This window comes from Brevundimonas sp. AVps7 (genome assembly GCF_058681545.1).
In genome coordinates this window covers 833,140-846,924 of the sequence record NZ_CM178742.1, presented here as the reverse complement: position 1 = coordinate 846,924, position 13,785 = coordinate 833,140, and the positions used below count along the sequence as shown (strand labels likewise).

The 13,785-nt window shown below is 66.7% G+C and carries 16 protein-coding genes and 2 riboswitches; of the genes, 9 read left to right on the top strand and 7 right to left on the bottom strand.

Annotation, left to right across the window (positions count from 1 at the left end; all coding sequences use genetic code 11):
* Positions 1 to 18: 18 nt before the first annotated feature.
* From ACW17Y_RS04220 to ACW17Y_RS04195, 6 genes are all read left to right on the top strand, one after another.
* Positions 19 to 759, top strand: coding sequence for a polysaccharide deacetylase family protein (locus ACW17Y_RS04220; protein WP_492037533.1), 741 nt, complete (start codon positions 19 to 21; stop codon positions 757 to 759).
* 188 nt (positions 760 to 947) lie between these two features.
* Positions 948 to 1,307 (top strand): AtpZ/AtpI family protein, encoded by a 360-nt coding sequence (locus tag ACW17Y_RS04215; protein WP_492037532.1) that lies wholly within the window; start codon positions 948 to 950, stop codon positions 1,305 to 1,307.
* An 8-nt stretch (positions 1,308 to 1,315) separates the two neighbouring features.
* Positions 1,316 to 2,092: a F0F1 ATP synthase subunit A gene (locus ACW17Y_RS04210; protein ID WP_492037531.1), complete on the top strand. Its 777-nt coding sequence runs from the start codon at positions 1,316 to 1,318 to the stop codon at positions 2,090 to 2,092.
* Between the two features lie 54 nt (positions 2,093 to 2,146).
* A complete protein-coding gene (locus tag ACW17Y_RS04205; protein WP_269516148.1) occupies positions 2,147 to 2,371 on the top strand; it encodes a F0F1 ATP synthase subunit C in 225 nt (74 codons plus the stop codon).
* 78 nt (positions 2,372 to 2,449) lie between these two features.
* Positions 2,450 to 3,031 (top strand): F0F1 ATP synthase subunit B family protein, encoded by a 582-nt coding sequence (locus ACW17Y_RS04200; protein WP_492037530.1) that lies wholly within the window; start codon positions 2,450 to 2,452, stop codon positions 3,029 to 3,031.
* The gene (locus ACW17Y_RS04195) at positions 3,031 to 3,543 is read left to right on the top strand and encodes a F0F1 ATP synthase subunit B (RefSeq protein ID WP_492037529.1); all 513 of its coding nucleotides are present in this window, start codon (positions 3,031 to 3,033) and stop codon (positions 3,541 to 3,543) included. Before ACW17Y_RS04200 ends, ACW17Y_RS04195 begins: the two co-directional genes overlap by 1 nt.
* 86 nt (positions 3,544 to 3,629) lie before the next feature.
* Here ACW17Y_RS04195 and ACW17Y_RS04190 read toward each other — a convergent pair whose 3' ends face one another.
* Positions 3,630 to 4,100 (bottom strand): DUF6789 family protein, encoded by a 471-nt coding sequence (locus ACW17Y_RS04190; RefSeq protein ID WP_492038239.1) that lies wholly within the window; start codon positions 4,098 to 4,100, stop codon positions 3,630 to 3,632.
* A gap of 208 nt (positions 4,101 to 4,308) precedes the next feature.
* On the opposite strand from ACW17Y_RS04190, the gene ACW17Y_RS04185 reads away from it, so the two are divergent.
* Together ACW17Y_RS04185 and ACW17Y_RS04180 are read left to right on the top strand one after the other, a co-directional pair.
* The gene (locus ACW17Y_RS04185; protein ID WP_492037528.1) at positions 4,309 to 4,794 is read left to right on the top strand and encodes a DUF805 domain-containing protein; all 486 of its coding nucleotides are present in this window, start codon (positions 4,309 to 4,311) and stop codon (positions 4,792 to 4,794) included.
* An 83-nt stretch (positions 4,795 to 4,877) separates the two neighbouring features.
* Positions 4,878 to 5,324 carry a DUF805 domain-containing protein gene (locus ACW17Y_RS04180; protein WP_492037527.1) on the top strand — a complete coding sequence of 149 codons (447 nt, stop codon included), beginning with the start codon at positions 4,878 to 4,880 and terminating at the stop codon, positions 5,322 to 5,324.
* 184 nt (positions 5,325 to 5,508) lie between these two features.
* Here the strand turns inward: ACW17Y_RS04180 and ACW17Y_RS04175 are convergent, their stop codons facing one another.
* From ACW17Y_RS04175 to gcvT, 5 genes are all read right to left on the bottom strand, one after another.
* Positions 5,509 to 6,441, bottom strand: a complete 933-nt coding sequence (locus tag ACW17Y_RS04175) for an SDR family oxidoreductase (RefSeq protein ID WP_492037526.1) — start codon at positions 6,439 to 6,441, stop codon at positions 5,509 to 5,511.
* A gap of 133 nt (positions 6,442 to 6,574) precedes the next feature.
* Complete coding sequence (gene gcvPB / locus ACW17Y_RS04170; protein ID WP_492037525.1) at positions 6,575 to 8,152, bottom strand: aminomethyl-transferring glycine dehydrogenase subunit GcvPB; 1,578 nt, start codon at positions 8,150 to 8,152, stop codon at positions 6,575 to 6,577.
* Between the two features lie 2 nt (positions 8,153 to 8,154).
* The gene (gene gcvPA / locus ACW17Y_RS04165) at positions 8,155 to 9,501 is read right to left on the bottom strand and encodes an aminomethyl-transferring glycine dehydrogenase subunit GcvPA (protein WP_492037524.1); all 1,347 of its coding nucleotides are present in this window, start codon (positions 9,499 to 9,501) and stop codon (positions 8,155 to 8,157) included.
* A 28-nt stretch (positions 9,502 to 9,529) separates the two neighbouring features.
* A complete protein-coding gene (gene gcvH / locus ACW17Y_RS04160; RefSeq protein WP_492037523.1) occupies positions 9,530 to 9,895 on the bottom strand; it encodes a glycine cleavage system protein GcvH in 366 nt (121 codons plus the stop codon).
* Between the two features lie 43 nt (positions 9,896 to 9,938).
* Positions 9,939 to 11,054, bottom strand: coding sequence for a glycine cleavage system aminomethyltransferase GcvT (gene gcvT / locus ACW17Y_RS04155; RefSeq protein ID WP_492037522.1), 1,116 nt, complete (start codon positions 11,052 to 11,054; stop codon positions 9,939 to 9,941).
* A 60-nt stretch (positions 11,055 to 11,114) separates the two neighbouring features.
* A riboswitch (glycine riboswitch) is annotated at positions 11,115 to 11,215 on the bottom strand.
* Positions 11,216 to 11,219: 4 nt separating this feature from the next.
* A riboswitch (glycine riboswitch) is annotated at positions 11,220 to 11,318 on the bottom strand.
* Positions 11,319 to 11,429: 111 nt separating this feature from the next.
* Here gcvT and ACW17Y_RS04150 point away from each other — a divergent pair.
* The gene (locus tag ACW17Y_RS04150) at positions 11,430 to 12,464 is read left to right on the top strand and encodes an alpha/beta hydrolase (protein WP_492037521.1); all 1,035 of its coding nucleotides are present in this window, start codon (positions 11,430 to 11,432) and stop codon (positions 12,462 to 12,464) included.
* Between the two features lie 297 nt (positions 12,465 to 12,761).
* Here ACW17Y_RS04150 and ACW17Y_RS04145 read toward each other — a convergent pair whose 3' ends face one another.
* Positions 12,762 to 13,775 carry an adenosine deaminase gene (locus ACW17Y_RS04145; protein ID WP_492037520.1) on the bottom strand — a complete coding sequence of 338 codons (1,014 nt, stop codon included), beginning with the start codon at positions 13,773 to 13,775 and terminating at the stop codon, positions 12,762 to 12,764.
* Positions 13,776 to 13,785 lie beyond the last annotated feature (10 nt).

Sequence of the window (13,785 nt, the reverse complement as noted above, 5' to 3'; positions counted from 1 at the left end):
CCTGTGCATCATGGCCCCATGTCCGCATTTCTCGACAAGATGCGCCGCAGAGGCGGCCGCTACCTCGGCGTCCGTTCCGCCCCCGTCCGCCCGCAGCGCGGCGTGTTCAGCCTGTCCTTCGACGACATTCCGGTCAGCGCCTGGACCGAGGCTGGCCCGATCCTGAAAGAACACGGCGTCACGGCCACCTACTATGTCGCCGGCGGCCTGTCTGACGGTGAAAACCTCGGCCTGCCCCAGTTCTCGACCGACCACCTGCAACAGCTGTTCGCCGCCGGCCACGAGGTCGGTTGCCATACCTTCGGCCACACCTCGGCGCTGAAGGTCTCCCCCGGTGAGTACGCCGCGGACCTCGACCGCAACGCCGCCTGGGTCGCCGAGCGGCTCGACGGCCACGTCATGACAACCTTCGCCTGGCCCTATGGCGACGTCTCCGTCGGAGCCAAGGCCGTCGTCGCCGATCGGTTCAAGCTTGCCCGCGGCATCCGCGATGGCGTCAATGCGGGCAGCGCCGACCGCGCCAACCTCCAGGCCATCGGCCTCGAAAGCCGCCGCCTCCCCGGCTACGACCTCGAGGCCCTGATGGCCGAAACCGCCGGGCGTCGCGGCTGGCTCGTCGCCTACGGCCACGACGTCATGGTCGGCCCCACCCGCTACGGCTGCACGCCGGACGATCTGGACCGCGTGATCCGGTCGGCGAAGGCGGCCGGGCTGGACATCCTGCCGGTGGGTAAGGCGTGGGAGCGGATGGCGGCGTAACTTCGCTCTCCCACCGGGAGATGGTTCAGCGGAGCCTGCCAGACCCGCGACAATTCAACACCTTACCCCGATCCGCCCGCGCCTTGACCTTCCGGCCCCTCGCCTATAGGTTCCGCGCCGAATTCAGACCCCTGTCGGGGCCCGCAAATCCATGCGTGGCCGGGCGGGGTTCGAAACAAACAAAGCCCATGTCCCTGCCCCCGGAATCGCGCGAAGAGGCGATCAAACGCCTCACCGAAAGCGCATCCGCTCTGGAGGCGCGCACGAACCGCGAAGTTTCTCACGAAGCAGCGGGTCAGGCGGCGGCCGGTCAGGCGTGGCGGATCATCGCCGACCTGTTCGGCGGCGTGTTTGTGGGTCTGGCGCTCGGCGCCATCGTGGACTGGTATTTCCATACCAATCCCTGGGGTTTGATCGGCGGCGTCCTTATGGGCTTCGCCGTTTCGGTTTGGATGGCCTGGTCGACGGCGCAACGCCTGATGGCCCAGGCGAAAGCAAGCGGAGTGGAGCCGAAGTCGGTTCCCTTCGACGATGACGAAGAAGACTAAAGGCGCCCATGGCTGATCCGCTTCACCAGTTCCAGATCGTTCCGCTTGTCGATTTCGGCACGGTGACCTTGCCTGTCATCGGCGAGCAGCAGCTGGCCTTCACGAACTCGCACCTGGCCATGACCATCGCCTTCGGCCTGGTGGTCCTGTTCCTTCAGGTCGTGACCGCCGGCGCCAGGGTCGTCCCGGGTCGCTGGCAGTCCGCCGGCGAGACCATGTTCGGCATGATCGACGGCATCGTCGATTCCATCATCGGCCATGACGGCAGGAAGCTGTTCCCGTTCGTCTTCACCGTCTTCACCTTCATCCTGGCCATGAACTTCATCGGCCTGTTCCTGACCTTCACGGCCACCTCGCAGATCGCCGTCACCGCCACCTTCGGCGTGCTGACCATCCTGCTGGTGCTGGTTATCGGTTTCGCCAAGCACGGACTGGGCTTCTTCAAGCTGTTCGTGCCGTCGGGCGTGCCGTGGCCGGTCCTGCCCTTCGTGATCATCATCGAGTTCGTCTCGTTCCTGCTGCGCCCGGTCACCCTGACCCTTCGTCTGTTCGGCAACATGATGGGCGGCCACGTCGCCCTGAAGGTCTTCGCCGGCTTCGTGGTCGTGGGCGTCGGCGGTTCCGTCGGCCTGGGCCTCGGTATCCCGATCGCCCTGCTGTCGATGGGCATGACCGTCGGCCTGACCGCGCTGGAGTTCCTGGTGGCCTTCCTCCAGGCCTTCGTCTTCGCCGTTCTGACCTGCATCTACCTCAACGATGTGGTCAACCTGGGCCACGGGCACTAAAGCCCACACCCAGTTCCGTTCCACCCAACCAACCTCAGACTAGGACTAAAGATTATGGAAGCAGAAGCCGCCAAGCTCATCGGCGCCGGCCTCGCAATGACCGGCATGATCGGCGCCGGCATCGGCGTCGGCAACATCTTCGGCTCGTTCCTGACGGGCGCCCTGCGCAACCCGTCGGCCGCCGGCTCGCAAATCGGCAACCTGTTCGTGGGCGCCGCCCTGGCCGAGGCCCTGGGCATCCTGTCCTTCGTTCTGGGCATCCTGATCTACTCGGCCTAATCGCCGACTTCCGATCAGGCGCGGCGCCGGTGATCCGGCCGCCGCGCCTTTTCGCCTGACTTTCAGAACAGACGGACCATGACTGCACACACGCCCGAACTCGTCACCCACGCGCCCGGCACAGTCGATGTCGCGACGACGCACGCCTCCACCGAAGCCGCTCACGGCGAAGGCGGCGGCCTGCCCCAGTTCGAGTTCCAGCACTGGTTCGGACAGATCGTCTATCTGATCTTCCTGTTCGCCATCCTCTATCTGCTGATCGCCAAGGTCTTTGCCCCGCGCATGCGCCGCGTGTTCGACGAGCGTGAAAGCACCATCTCCACCGCCATAGCCACGGCCCGTCAGGTCCAGGCCGAAGCCGCCGGCCAGGCCGAGGCCGCCAAGGCCGAGGTCGAGAAGGCCCGCGCCGACAGCCGCGCCGCCTCCGTCGCCGCCAAGGCCCGCGTCACCGACGAAGCCAACCGTCGCGCCGCCGAGGAAGAAGCCGTCGTCAACGCCCGCATCGCCGAGGCCGAGACCGCCATAGGCAAGACCCGCGACGCCGCCATGGCCAATGTCGCCACCATCGCCGCCGACACCGCCTCGGCCATCGTCGCGCGCCTGACCGGCAGGGCCCCGACTGCTGCCGAAACCGCCGCCGCCGTGAAGGGCGCCGCCTGATGGAATTCTTCAATCCGCATCTCTACAGCCTCGACAACGCCGAACTCTGGGTCGCTGTCGGCCTGCTGATCTTCATCGGCATCTGCGTCTTCGTCGGCGTGCCGAAACTGGTCGCCGGCCAACTCGACGCCAAGGGCGCCAAGATCCAGTCCGAGCTTGATGAGGCCCAGCGCCTGCGCGCCGAGGCCGAGGCCCTGCTGGCCAGCATCCGCGCCGAGAAGGCCGCCGCCGAGGCCCAGGCCCGCGACATGCTCGCCGCCGCCGAAGCCGACGCCCGCATCATGGAAGCCGACGCCAAGGTCCGCCTCGAAGAGACCCTGGCCCGTCGTCAGGCCCTGGCCGAACGCCGCATCGCCTCAGCCGAGGTTCAGGCCACCGCCGAGGTCAAGGCCGCCGCCGCCGAGGTCGCCGCCCAGGCCGCCGAGACCATCCTGACCGCCCGCATCGCAGGCGCGAAGACCGATCCCCTGCTCGACGCCGCCATCGCCCAGATCGGCACGCGCCTGAACTAGGCCGCTTCGTCAGCGACAACGAAAAGGGCGGCGCACCAGACCGGTGCGCCGCCCTTCTCATTTGTCATCCCGGACGTGATCCGGGACTAGTGAGCCGCGGCGACCCCGTCCATCAGCTTGGTGGCGCGCTTCTCACGCGCCACCAGCCGGGCGTAGACATTGCCCAGCACGATGCCGAACACGGCGTGGCTGACCAGCATCCAGGCGACCATTCCGAACCCGCCGGAGCCGCGGAAGATCCGCGGATCGCCGAACAGGAACACCGTCACCATCAGCACCGCCCAGGCGCCGACGGCGAAGATGATGCCCTTGGTCTCGGCGGTCTGGCCCGGCATCCGGGGGCACAGGATCCCGAACAGGCCACCCAGGATCACCGCCCCGGCGACGAAGTGGGCGATCCACCCCACGGCCAGGTTTCCGGTCATCCCGATCAGACTGGCCACGAACAGCGGAAACGGCTCCACCCACGGTCCAGCAAACAGGTTCACAGCTTCGAGTAACGACACAGCGACGGTGGCGAACAAGCCAGCGATTACGCCCTTCTGTACGCGTGACATCATAACGACAGCGCCTCCCAACGCTTGTTTCCGTTCCGATAACGCGGGGAGGACTCTACGCCTGTCGCGTCAGGACGCTATTCGGCCACAGTCACAACCGCGTGCTTCGCAGTTGCGGAAGAAACCAATCGGGCAGACCGCACTCCGATCATCCTGTCGTTGCGGTTCTCACAACCTGCGCTAGACTTGACCCCTGCGGAGGGTGCCGATGGTCAACCTATTTACAGGCCGGGGACGACTGTCCCGGCTGGCCTATCTGTTCTCGGTCCTTGGGCTCGGCATCGCGCTCGTGGTCGCCCACCGGCTGGTGCTCGACTTTAGCAGCTTCACCGAAGGCGTCCTCGTCCTGAACCCTCTTTGGCAGGGCGATCTGGAGGTCTACGGTAAGGCTGTCGATAGGGCGGTTCACAGGAGCGATCACCACGCCCTGCGCTATTCCGCGCTCGGCATTGCCCTTATCGGCGCGCTGTTGGTGTTCGGGAGCCTGAGCTCCCGCCGGCTTCAGGACATGGGCCGGCCCGGCTATTACGCCTGTATCGCGCTCGTGCCCTTCGTGGGCGCCCAGGCCTTGTTCGCCGTCCTAATTTTCCTGCCGGGCGACCTACACGAGAATCGCTACGGGGTTCGGCCCAACGCCAAGGCCGAGGATGATGTCGAGCCAAGCCTCACCGCTCGCCAGCCAAGCCCCGTCTGACGATGGGTACTATCTCGGCACTATTCAGCTTCGAAGGTCGCGCTCGTCGCTCGGAATGGTGGTTGGCCAGCATAGGCGCGGCCGTGCTCGGCAGCCTTGTCATCATCGTCGTCTCGCTTGCGGTCTCGGGAGGCGACTGGTCCAGCCTCGCGAGAAGCGCCCCCAAGCCTGGAGCCATCGTTGTCCTGAATCTGGCGGTCGGCGCTCTGGTCTTCTGGATCCAGACCGCCGCCGGCGTGCGTCGATCGCACGACCGCGGCCAGTCCGGCGGCGGCGTGATCGTCTACCAGGCGGTCAGCTATGGCTGGAGTTTTGTTCCGATGATGGTTCTGGCCGCTGGGCTTGAGCTGCCGCCGATACCGTTCGCCGGCGCCTTCCTGTTCGCCTTCGCCCTCATCAGCGTGATCTGCGGCCTCTATTTCCTGATCACTCTCGGCTTCCTCGACGGCGAGCCGACCGCCAACGCCTACGGCCAGTCGCCCAAGACGATCCTGTCCCGGAACTACGCCGCGCCCCGCCTCGGCGACTGACGAACCAGCCCGAGACGGCCTGCAGAAGGGCGCGGCGATGCGAGCGAGAACGCCTATGGCGTCGAGCTTCAGGCACGCACCGACGACAGGATGGAGCACGGTTTCGCACCGCCGGTACGCGGAGCCTGACGATGTCCGCCTTCAGCGGCTTTTCAGGTGCGTGCTTCGTCGTTGCAGAACGATATCACGCGAAACGGACACCCAGCAGGGCCTCGGTCGCATCCCACAGTCGCGCGGCGGCGGCCTGATCCAGCGCTTTCGGCTCCGGCCTGGCCGGCCCCGGCGGCCCCTTCATTTCCCGCATCCGCGTAACGCCGACATAGGCGCCGCCCGGCACTGCGGGGTCCGTCGCCGCCATCAGGATCGGCAGTGCCCCGCCCGCCGCCGAGTTGCTGAACAGCGGCGCGATCGGTGGAAGGAGGACATTCATGACCAGGCGGGCAACAGGCCTCCGCCCCAGGGGCCCCGCCGCGACCAGCCCCGTCCGCGCCACCCCGGGATGGGCGGCGATGCTGGTCAGGCCCCAGCCGTTCGCCTGACTCCTGCGGTCGAGCTCCAGACCGAACATCAACATGGCCAGCTTGGACTGGGCATAGACCGGCCATGCGCTGTAGCCATGCTCAGCGTTGAGATCGTTGAAGGCGATCCGACCGCGCCGGTGAGCGATCGACGACAGGGACACCACCCGCGCCTTCCCCGCCTTCAGTAACGGCAGCAGCCGCGCCGTCAGGGCGAAGTGGCCGAGGTAGTTGGTCGCCAGCTGCATCTCGAACCCGTCAACCGTCTCCTCCCGGGTCGGCAGGGCCATGACTCCGGCGTTGTTGACCAGGACGTCGATCGGCCGCCCGTCCCGCAGCAGGCGGTCGGCGAAGGCGCCGACCGAGGCCTGGCTGGCCAGATCAAGGGCCTCGAACCGGACTTTGGCGTTCGGCACGGCCTGGCGGATGCGGGCTACGGCAGTATCCCCCTTCGCTGGATTGCGGGCGGCGATCACGACGTCCGCCCCCTTCCGGGCAAGCTCCAGCGCGGTTTCGTATCCTGTCCCGCCCGTAGAGCCGGTGACGATGGCGAGCTTGCCGCTCTGATCCGGGATGTTCCGTGTGGTCCAGTTCGCCATGGCGTTATCCTGTGCGCTCAAGGGGCCGAAAGTATCATCCGAGGCCTCGCTGGCCTCGGATGACGACAACCGCCCTGAATTTCACGGCAGGGCGGCCTTCGCCGCCCCGCGCCGGACGCCTGGCTGAGGAGGGTTACTCCGCCGCGATGTTGGTGCCTTCCGGAGCCGTCCAGCGCAGCTTCGGTGAACGCGCCGCGCGGGTCTCGTCGAGGCGACGCAGAGGCGCATGGAACGGCGCCCCCTTGAACCGTTCGACCTCTCCGGCCTTGGCCGCCTGGGCCAGAAGACGCAGGGCGTTGATGAACCGGTCCAGCTCGGCCTTGGATTCCGTCTCGGTCGGCTCGATCAGCATGGCGCCGTGAACGACGAGGGGGAAATACATGGTCATCGGATGGAAGCCCTCGTCGATCATCGCCTTGGCGAAGTCGAGCGTGGTGATGTCCGTGCCCTTCAGCCACTCGTCGTCGAACAGGGCCTCGTGCATGCAGGGGCCGTCCGGGAAGGCCGCCGACATCACGTCCGACAGGCGGGCCTTGATGTAGTTGGCATTCAGGACGGCGTCCTCGGCGACCTGACGCAAGCCGTCGGCGCCGTGGCTCATCATGTAGGACAGGGCGCGGACATACATGCCCATCTGGCCCTGGAAGGCGCACATCCGGCCGAAGGCCTGGGCCGCATCGCCCTCTTCCCGTTCGATCAGGTCATAGCCATCGGCGCCGTGCACGACCCACGGGGCCGGGGCGAACGGGGCCAGGGCTTCCGACAGCACCACCGGACCCGCACCCGGTCCGCCGCCGCCGTGGGGCGTCGAGAAGGTCTTGTGCAGGTTGATGTGCATGGCATCGACGCCGAGATCGCCCGGGCGCACCCGGCCGACGATGGCGTTGAAGTTGGCGCCGTCGCAGTAGAAATACGCTCCCGCCTCGTGCGTCAGGCGGCTGATCTCAAGGATGTCGCGCTCGAACAGACCGCAGGTGTTCGGGTTGGTCACCATGATGGCGGCCACGTCCGGCCCCAGTTTCGACGCCAGGTCGGCCACGTCGACGCGGCCGTCGTCGGTCTGGGCGACCTCGACCACCGAATAGCCGACGAAGGCGGCGGTGGCCGGGTTGGTCCCGTGGGCCGAGGTCGGCACCAGCACCTTGCGCCGCTGCTCATGCTGACCTGAAGCCTCATGCGCCGCGCGGATAGCCATCAGGCCGCACAGCTCGCCATGCGCGCCCGCCTTGGGCGACAGGGCGACGGCCGGCATGCCGGTCAGGGTCTTCAGCCAGTGCGACAGCTCATCCATCAGCTCCAGCGCCCCCTGCACCGTCGAGATCGGCTGCAGCGGGTGGATGTCCGAGAAGCCCGGCAGGCGCGCCATCTTCTCGTTCAGGCGCGGATTGTGCTTCATCGTGCACGACCCCAGCGGATAGAGGGCCAGGTCGATGGCGTGGTTCTTCTGCGACAGCCGCACATAGTGGCGCATCGTCTCGGGCTCCGAGAGGCCCGGCAGACCGATCGGATCGCGCCGGATCAGGTCGCCCAGATCGCCGCCGTCCGTCTTCGGTTCGGGCAGATCGACCCCGGTCTTGCCCCAGCCGTCGCCCTCGAAGATCAGCAGTTCGTCCTGCAACAGGCCCCGCCCGCCGGTCAGGGTCGGATGCTTGTAGTCGTGGTCGACCGCGGTGGGCGCGGTCGGGCGGCCGACGGTGTTCATCGTGCTCATCTTCAGGCTCCCAGGATCTTGGTCAGGGACTTGGCGAGGATCTGGATGTCCGCATCCAGCGTCGTCTCAGTCGCGCAGACCAGCAGGACGTCGTCCATGCCGGCGTCGGGGGCCAGGCGGCTGTAGGGCACGCCCGCCAGAACGTGATGCGCGGCCAGTTGATCGACCACCTCGGCGGCGTTCTTCGGCAGCTTCACGGCGAACTCGTTGAAGAACCGGCCGGTCAGGATCTCGACCCCCGGAATCGCGGCCAGCGCATCCCGCGTCGCCAAGGCCTTCTCGTGGTTCAGCAGGGCCAGCTTCCGCAGCCCCGTCTCGCCCAGCAGGCTCATGTGGATGGTGAAGGCCAGGCTGCACAGGCCCGAGTTGGTGCAGATGTTCGACGTCGCCTTGTCGCGGCGGATATGCTGCTCGCGCGTCGACAGGGTCAGGACGAAGCCCCGCTCGCCGTCGGCGTCCACCGTCTCGCCGCACAGGCGGCCCGGCATCTGGCGGATCAGCTTCTCGCGGGTGGCGAACAGGCCGACGTAGGGTCCGCCGTAGTTCAGGGCGTTGCCGATCGACTGGCCCTCGGCGGCGACGATGTCGGCGCCCATCTCGCCCGGCGACTTCAGCAGGCCCATCGACACGGCCTCGGTGACCACAACGATCAGCAGGGCGCCGGCGGCATGGGCCGCCTCGGCGATCTTCGTCACGTCGGTGGCCGTGCCGAAGACGTTCGGGGTCTGGACGACGACGCAGGCGGTGTCCGGGCCGATCCGGGCGATGACGTCGGCCTCGGCGTCCACGGCGGCGGCCAGGACCTCGGTCTCGACGCCCACAGCGTGCACCACCGTCTCGGTCGCCCGGACGTAGTGCGGATGCACCCCGCCCGAGATGACCGCCTTGTTCCGGCGCGTGACCCGCGTCGCCATCAGCACGCCCTCGGCCATGGCCGTCGAGCCGTCGTAGAGCGAGGCGTTGGCCACATCCATGCCCGTCAGGTTCGCGACCTGGGTCTGGAACTCATAGAGATACTGCAGCGTCCCCTGCGCGATCTCCGGCTGGTAGGGGGTGTAGCTGGTCAGGAACTCCGAACGCTGGATCACGTGATCCACCGTCGCCGGCACATGGTGGCGATAGGCGCCCGCCCCGCAGAAGAACGGCCGCGATCCCGCCGCCACGTTCCGCGCCGCCATGGCCGACAGCGCGCGATCCACTTCGAGCTCCCCCATGACGTGGGGCAGGTCGACAAATCCGTCGCGCTGCGCCGCATGGGGCACGTCGACAAACAGGTCGTCGATCGATTTCACGCCGATGGCGGCGAGCATTGCCGTCCGGTCGTCGGGGGTCAGGGGCAGGTAACGCATGGCGGGGAGGTCCGAGCGTGAGAGGAAATCAGAGCGAGGCGAGGTAGGCGTCGTAGGCAGCGCGGTCCATCAGGCCGTCGATCTGGCCGGCGTCCGACACCTTGATCTTGGCGAACCAGCCCTCGCCTTCCGCGTCGGCGTTGACGGTCTCAGGCGCAGTGGCCAGCACGGCGTTGCCCTCGATCACCTCGCCCGACACCGGCGCATAGACGTCCGAAGCCGCCTTGACGCTCTCGACGACGGCGAAGCTGTCGCCCTTGCCGACGGTCTTGCCGGCTTCCGGCGTCTCGACGAACACCACGTCGCCCAGCTGGTCGGCGGCGTGTTTGGTGATGCCGACAGTGGCGACGTCGCCGTCGAGGCGAACCCACTCGTGATCCTTGGTGAAGTGCATGGTGTGTTCCTTTTTCTCGTTATCCCCCGGCGTGACCGGGGGATCAGGCTTTCGGTTTGCGGTAATAGCGTTGGGCGACGAACGGCATGTCGATGACCTCGGCGGCGGCGGCCTTGCCGCGCACGATGACCTTCAACTCGGTCCCCAGAGCGGCGTGCGACGGCGGCACATAGCCCATGGCGATGTTGCGACCCAGCGTCGGCGACGGCCCGCCCGAGGTCACCTTGCCGATGACGTTCCCGTCCAGATCGGCGATCTCTGCGGCTTCACGCGCCGGCGCGCCTTCCTTGACGCTCAGGCCGATGCGCACCCGCGAAGGCCCCTCGGCCAGCTCCTTCAGGATGCGTTCGGCGCCGTTGAAGTCGGCGGCTTCCTTCCTCGACTTCGACAGGGCGAAGGTCAGGGCGCCCTCGACCGGCGACGTGCCCGGATCGATGTCATGCCCGTGCAGCGGAAGGCCGGCTTCCAGGCGCAGGCTGTCCCGCGCGCCCAGACCGATCGGCTTGACACGGGCGTCTTCAAGGATGGTGTTCCACACCCGCTCGGCGTCCGCCGCCGGCACGGAAATCTCGTAGCCGTCCTCGCCCGTATAGCCCGAGCGAGAGACATAGCAGTCGACCCCGAACAGCATCAGCCGCGCGCAGTCCATGAAGCCGAACTCGGCCAGCACCGGCTCATGCTTCGCCATGACCTCGGCGGCTTCCGGGCCCTGGATCGCGATCAGGGCGCGGTCGTCCAGCACGGTCAGCTTGGCGTCGCCCGACAGATGCTCGGCCCAGAAGGCGAAGTCCTCGTCCTTGTTGCCGGCGTTGACGACCACGAACAGGCCGTCGTGATCGGGCTTGCCGGCCATCAGGTCGTCAATGATGCCGCCCTGTTCGTTCAGCAGCAGGCTGTATTTCTGGCGGCCCGACTTCAGCACCTGATAGTCGCCCGGCACGAAGCGCTGGAACTGGTCGATCGCGTCGGCGCCGGTGATCTTGCACTGGCCCATGTGCGACACGTCGAACAGGCCGGCGTGCTCGCGCGTCCAGCGGTGCTCGGCCAGGACGCCCTCGTACTGCACGGGCATGTCGTATCCGCCGAACCCGACCATGCGGGCTCCCAACGCGCGATGCGCGGCGTTCAGGACGGTGGTCTTCAGCGTTTCATCGGTCATGCGGGTCCAGACTTTCAGGGTCGCGTATCGAGGCGGAAAGCTCCGCCGTCCTCGCGCCCCCGCTGTCCTGAAGCCTGAGAGATTCCAACGCCCGAAACCAGGGCGTCTTGCTCCGTCGGCGCGGTCCCCAAGCCCTAGAGCTCTGGACCGACTTTCCAGCGTCCGAATGTCCTCGCGGTCCGTTTGCCTGAGCGTTTCCGGGGCGGTTGCGCCTTCGGCTCCGGGTCGGCTTTGAGGCCGCCCGATCTCTCCCGCGAGAGCGAGGTGACCAAGGCCCCGACTCCAGCCCCGAGTCAAGCTTGAGCTTGGGAACAAGCGCGTTTGAGCCGGGTTTAGCCCTGCATCCCCAAACGCCTTCCTGCCTCGGAGAAGTCCATGTCTATCCTCGATAAAATCTTCGGTGATCATGACCAGCCGCGCGTCACGCCGGCCAAGGCCGACATTCCGATGCAGCATGTCCTCGACCATCTGGCCCGTCTCGGCGGCAAGCCGATCGAGACCCTGTCGCCCCAGGAAGCCCGCCTTCAGCCGACGCCGACCGACGCAGTGAAGGCGATCCTGCAGGAGACGATAAAGGATCAGGACCCCACCCTGGGCATCCAGACCCGCGACATCACCATCGACGGCGCCGCCGGCCCGCTGCAGGCCCGCGTCTATTCGCCCAACCTCGACAGCGACGATCTGAAGCCGCTGGTGGTCTACTTCCACGGCGGCGGCTTCGTCATCGCCGACCTCGATGTCTATGACGGCGGCCCGCGAGGTGTCTCCCGTTTCGCCGACGTGGTCGTCCTGTCCGTCCACTATCGCCAGGCCCCCGAGAACAGGTTCCCCGCCGCCCACGAGGACGCCGTCGCGGCCTGGAAGTGGGCGGTCGCCAACGCCCAGACGATCGGCGGCGACCCCCGGAAGATCGCCGTCATGGGTGAAAGCGCCGGCGGCAACCTGGCCATCAACGTCTCGATCGCGGCCCGCGATCAGGGCCTGCCCGCGCCGATGCACCAGGTGCTCGTCTATCCGCTCGTCGGCAACGACCTGACCAACGAGAGCTATGTCGAGAACGCAGAGGCCAAACCTCTGAACAAGGCCATGATCGAATGGTTCGTGAAACACACCTTCAACGACCCGTCTGAAACCGCCGACCCGCGCGTCAATGTCGTAGGCGCCGCCGACTTGCGTGGCCTGCCCTCATCCACCCTCATCATGGCGGAGATCGACCCCCTGCGTACCGAGGGCCAGCAGCTGGCCGAAAAGCTGGAGGCCGCCGGCGTGGATACCCGATCGAAGACCTTCCACGGCTCGACACACGAGTTCTTCGGCATGGCCCTGGTCGTTCCCGACGCGGCCGTGGCCCAGCAGTTCGCGGCGCACGAATTGAAACGGGCGTTCGGCACCGCCATCCTGCCGATCTGAACCTGAAGAATCCGGATGGACGAAGGGCGCTCCTGCGGGAGCGCCCTTTTCATGTGCCTCCCCGTGCACCCCTGCCGAGCGCACGGAATTAGTGTCGAGCATATTTTCTTATGCGCATGCCGAAACACCGCCACGCCTGATCCAGAGCCCCGTTCGACCCTGTTTGTGCGCCTTGGTATCCCGCTGACGTACAATGCACGCACGGTTCGCGGAGAGGGCGAGCAAACGGATTTCGTCCGTTTCGTCCGTTTCGTCCGTTTCGTCAGGGTGTTTTTCGTCCGGACAGACGGACGAAACTCAGCCCGCGTAGGCGTCGACCTCGGCCATCAGTTTCAGCTTGTCCGCGTCCGGCAGGAACGACCCCTCGAAGCTGTTCTTCGCCAGCTGCGTCACCTGCTCCTTGCTCAGCCCCACGGCCTCCGCCAGCCTTGAGTAGTTGGCGTTCACATAGCCGCCGAAATAGGCCGGGTCGTCCGAGTTCAGCGTCACGTGCAGGCCCCGACGCAGCATCTCGGGCACCGGGTGATCTTTCAGATCGTTGACGACGCAGAGCTTCAGGTTCGAAAGCGGACAGACCGTCAGCGTCATCTGCTCGGCCGCCAGTCGCTGGATCAGGCTCTCGTCCTCCATCGAGCGGTTGCCGTGATCCATCCGGTCGATCTTCAGCAGGTCCAGCGCCTCATGCACATAGGCCGGCGGCCCCTCCTCCCCGGCATGGGCGCAGAGCTTCAGACCCAGCTCGCGCGCGGCTGCGAAGACCCGGACGAACTTCGACGGCGGATGCCCGACCTCGGATGAGTCCAGCCCGACCCCGATGAAGTGGTGCAGATACGGCTTGGCCATCTCCAGCGTGGCGAAGGCCTCTTCCTCCGACAGGTGCCGCAGGAAGCTCAGGATCAGGCCGGACGTCACGCCCAGTTCCGCCTTTGCCCGGTCCATCCCGGCGATCAGCCCCTCGACCACAACGCCAAACTCCACGCCCCGGTCGGTGTGGGTCTGGGGATCGAAGAAGATTTCCGAGTGACGCACGTTGTCCGCCGCCGCCCGCTGGAAATAGGCGAAGGCCAGGTCCTCGAAATCCGTGCGCGTCAGCAGGACATTGGCCCCGGCGTAATAGATGTCGAGGAAGTCCTGCAGGTTCGAGAAGTCATAGGCCGCCCGCACCGCCTCGACGCTGTCGAACGGAATCTGGACCCCGTTTCTCTGGGCCAGCTCGAACATCAGCTCGGGCTCGAGGGAGCCCTCGATGTGCAGGTGGAGCTCAGCCTTGGGCAAGCCGGCGATATAGGCGTCGAGGGACATGGGTCGCATCCGTTCTGGG

What these genes read in the sequence shown, in the direction of transcription:
- gcvT (WP_492037522.1), bottom strand. Translation starts at nt 11,054, where the DNA reads ATGACCGATGAAACGCTGAAGACCACCGTCCTGAACGCCGCGCATCGC.
- ACW17Y_RS04150 (WP_492037521.1), top strand. Translation starts at nt 11,430, where the DNA reads ATGTCTATCCTCGATAAAATCTTCGGTGATCATGACCAGCCGCGCGTC.
- ACW17Y_RS04200 (WP_492037530.1), top strand. Translation starts at nt 2,450, where the DNA reads ATGACTGCACACACGCCCGAACTCGTCACCCACGCGCCCGGCACAGTC.
- gcvPB (WP_492037525.1), bottom strand. Translation starts at nt 8,152, where the DNA reads ATGAGCACGATGAACACCGTCGGCCGCCCGACCGCGCCCACCGCGGTC.
- gcvPA (WP_492037524.1), bottom strand. Translation starts at nt 9,501, where the DNA reads ATGCGTTACCTGCCCCTGACCCCCGACGACCGGACGGCAATGCTCGCC.
- ACW17Y_RS04205 (WP_269516148.1), top strand. Translation starts at nt 2,147, where the DNA reads ATGGAAGCAGAAGCCGCCAAGCTCATCGGCGCCGGCCTCGCAATGACC.
- ACW17Y_RS04175 (WP_492037526.1), bottom strand. Translation starts at nt 6,441, where the DNA reads ATGGCGAACTGGACCACACGGAACATCCCGGATCAGAGCGGCAAGCTC.
- ACW17Y_RS04195 (WP_492037529.1), top strand. Translation starts at nt 3,031, where the DNA reads ATGGAATTCTTCAATCCGCATCTCTACAGCCTCGACAACGCCGAACTC.
- gcvH (WP_492037523.1), bottom strand. Translation starts at nt 9,895, where the DNA reads ATGCACTTCACCAAGGATCACGAGTGGGTTCGCCTCGACGGCGACGTC.
- ACW17Y_RS04210 (WP_492037531.1), top strand. Translation starts at nt 1,316, where the DNA reads ATGGCTGATCCGCTTCACCAGTTCCAGATCGTTCCGCTTGTCGATTTC.
- ACW17Y_RS04185 (WP_492037528.1), top strand. Translation starts at nt 4,309, where the DNA reads ATGGTCAACCTATTTACAGGCCGGGGACGACTGTCCCGGCTGGCCTAT.
- ACW17Y_RS04145 (WP_492037520.1), bottom strand. Translation starts at nt 13,775, where the DNA reads ATGCGACCCATGTCCCTCGACGCCTATATCGCCGGCTTGCCCAAGGCT.
- ACW17Y_RS04215 (WP_492037532.1), top strand. Translation starts at nt 948, where the DNA reads ATGTCCCTGCCCCCGGAATCGCGCGAAGAGGCGATCAAACGCCTCACC.
- ACW17Y_RS04220 (WP_492037533.1), top strand. Translation starts at nt 19, where the DNA reads ATGTCCGCATTTCTCGACAAGATGCGCCGCAGAGGCGGCCGCTACCTC.
- ACW17Y_RS04190 (WP_492038239.1), bottom strand. Translation starts at nt 4,100, where the DNA reads ATGTCACGCGTACAGAAGGGCGTAATCGCTGGCTTGTTCGCCACCGTC.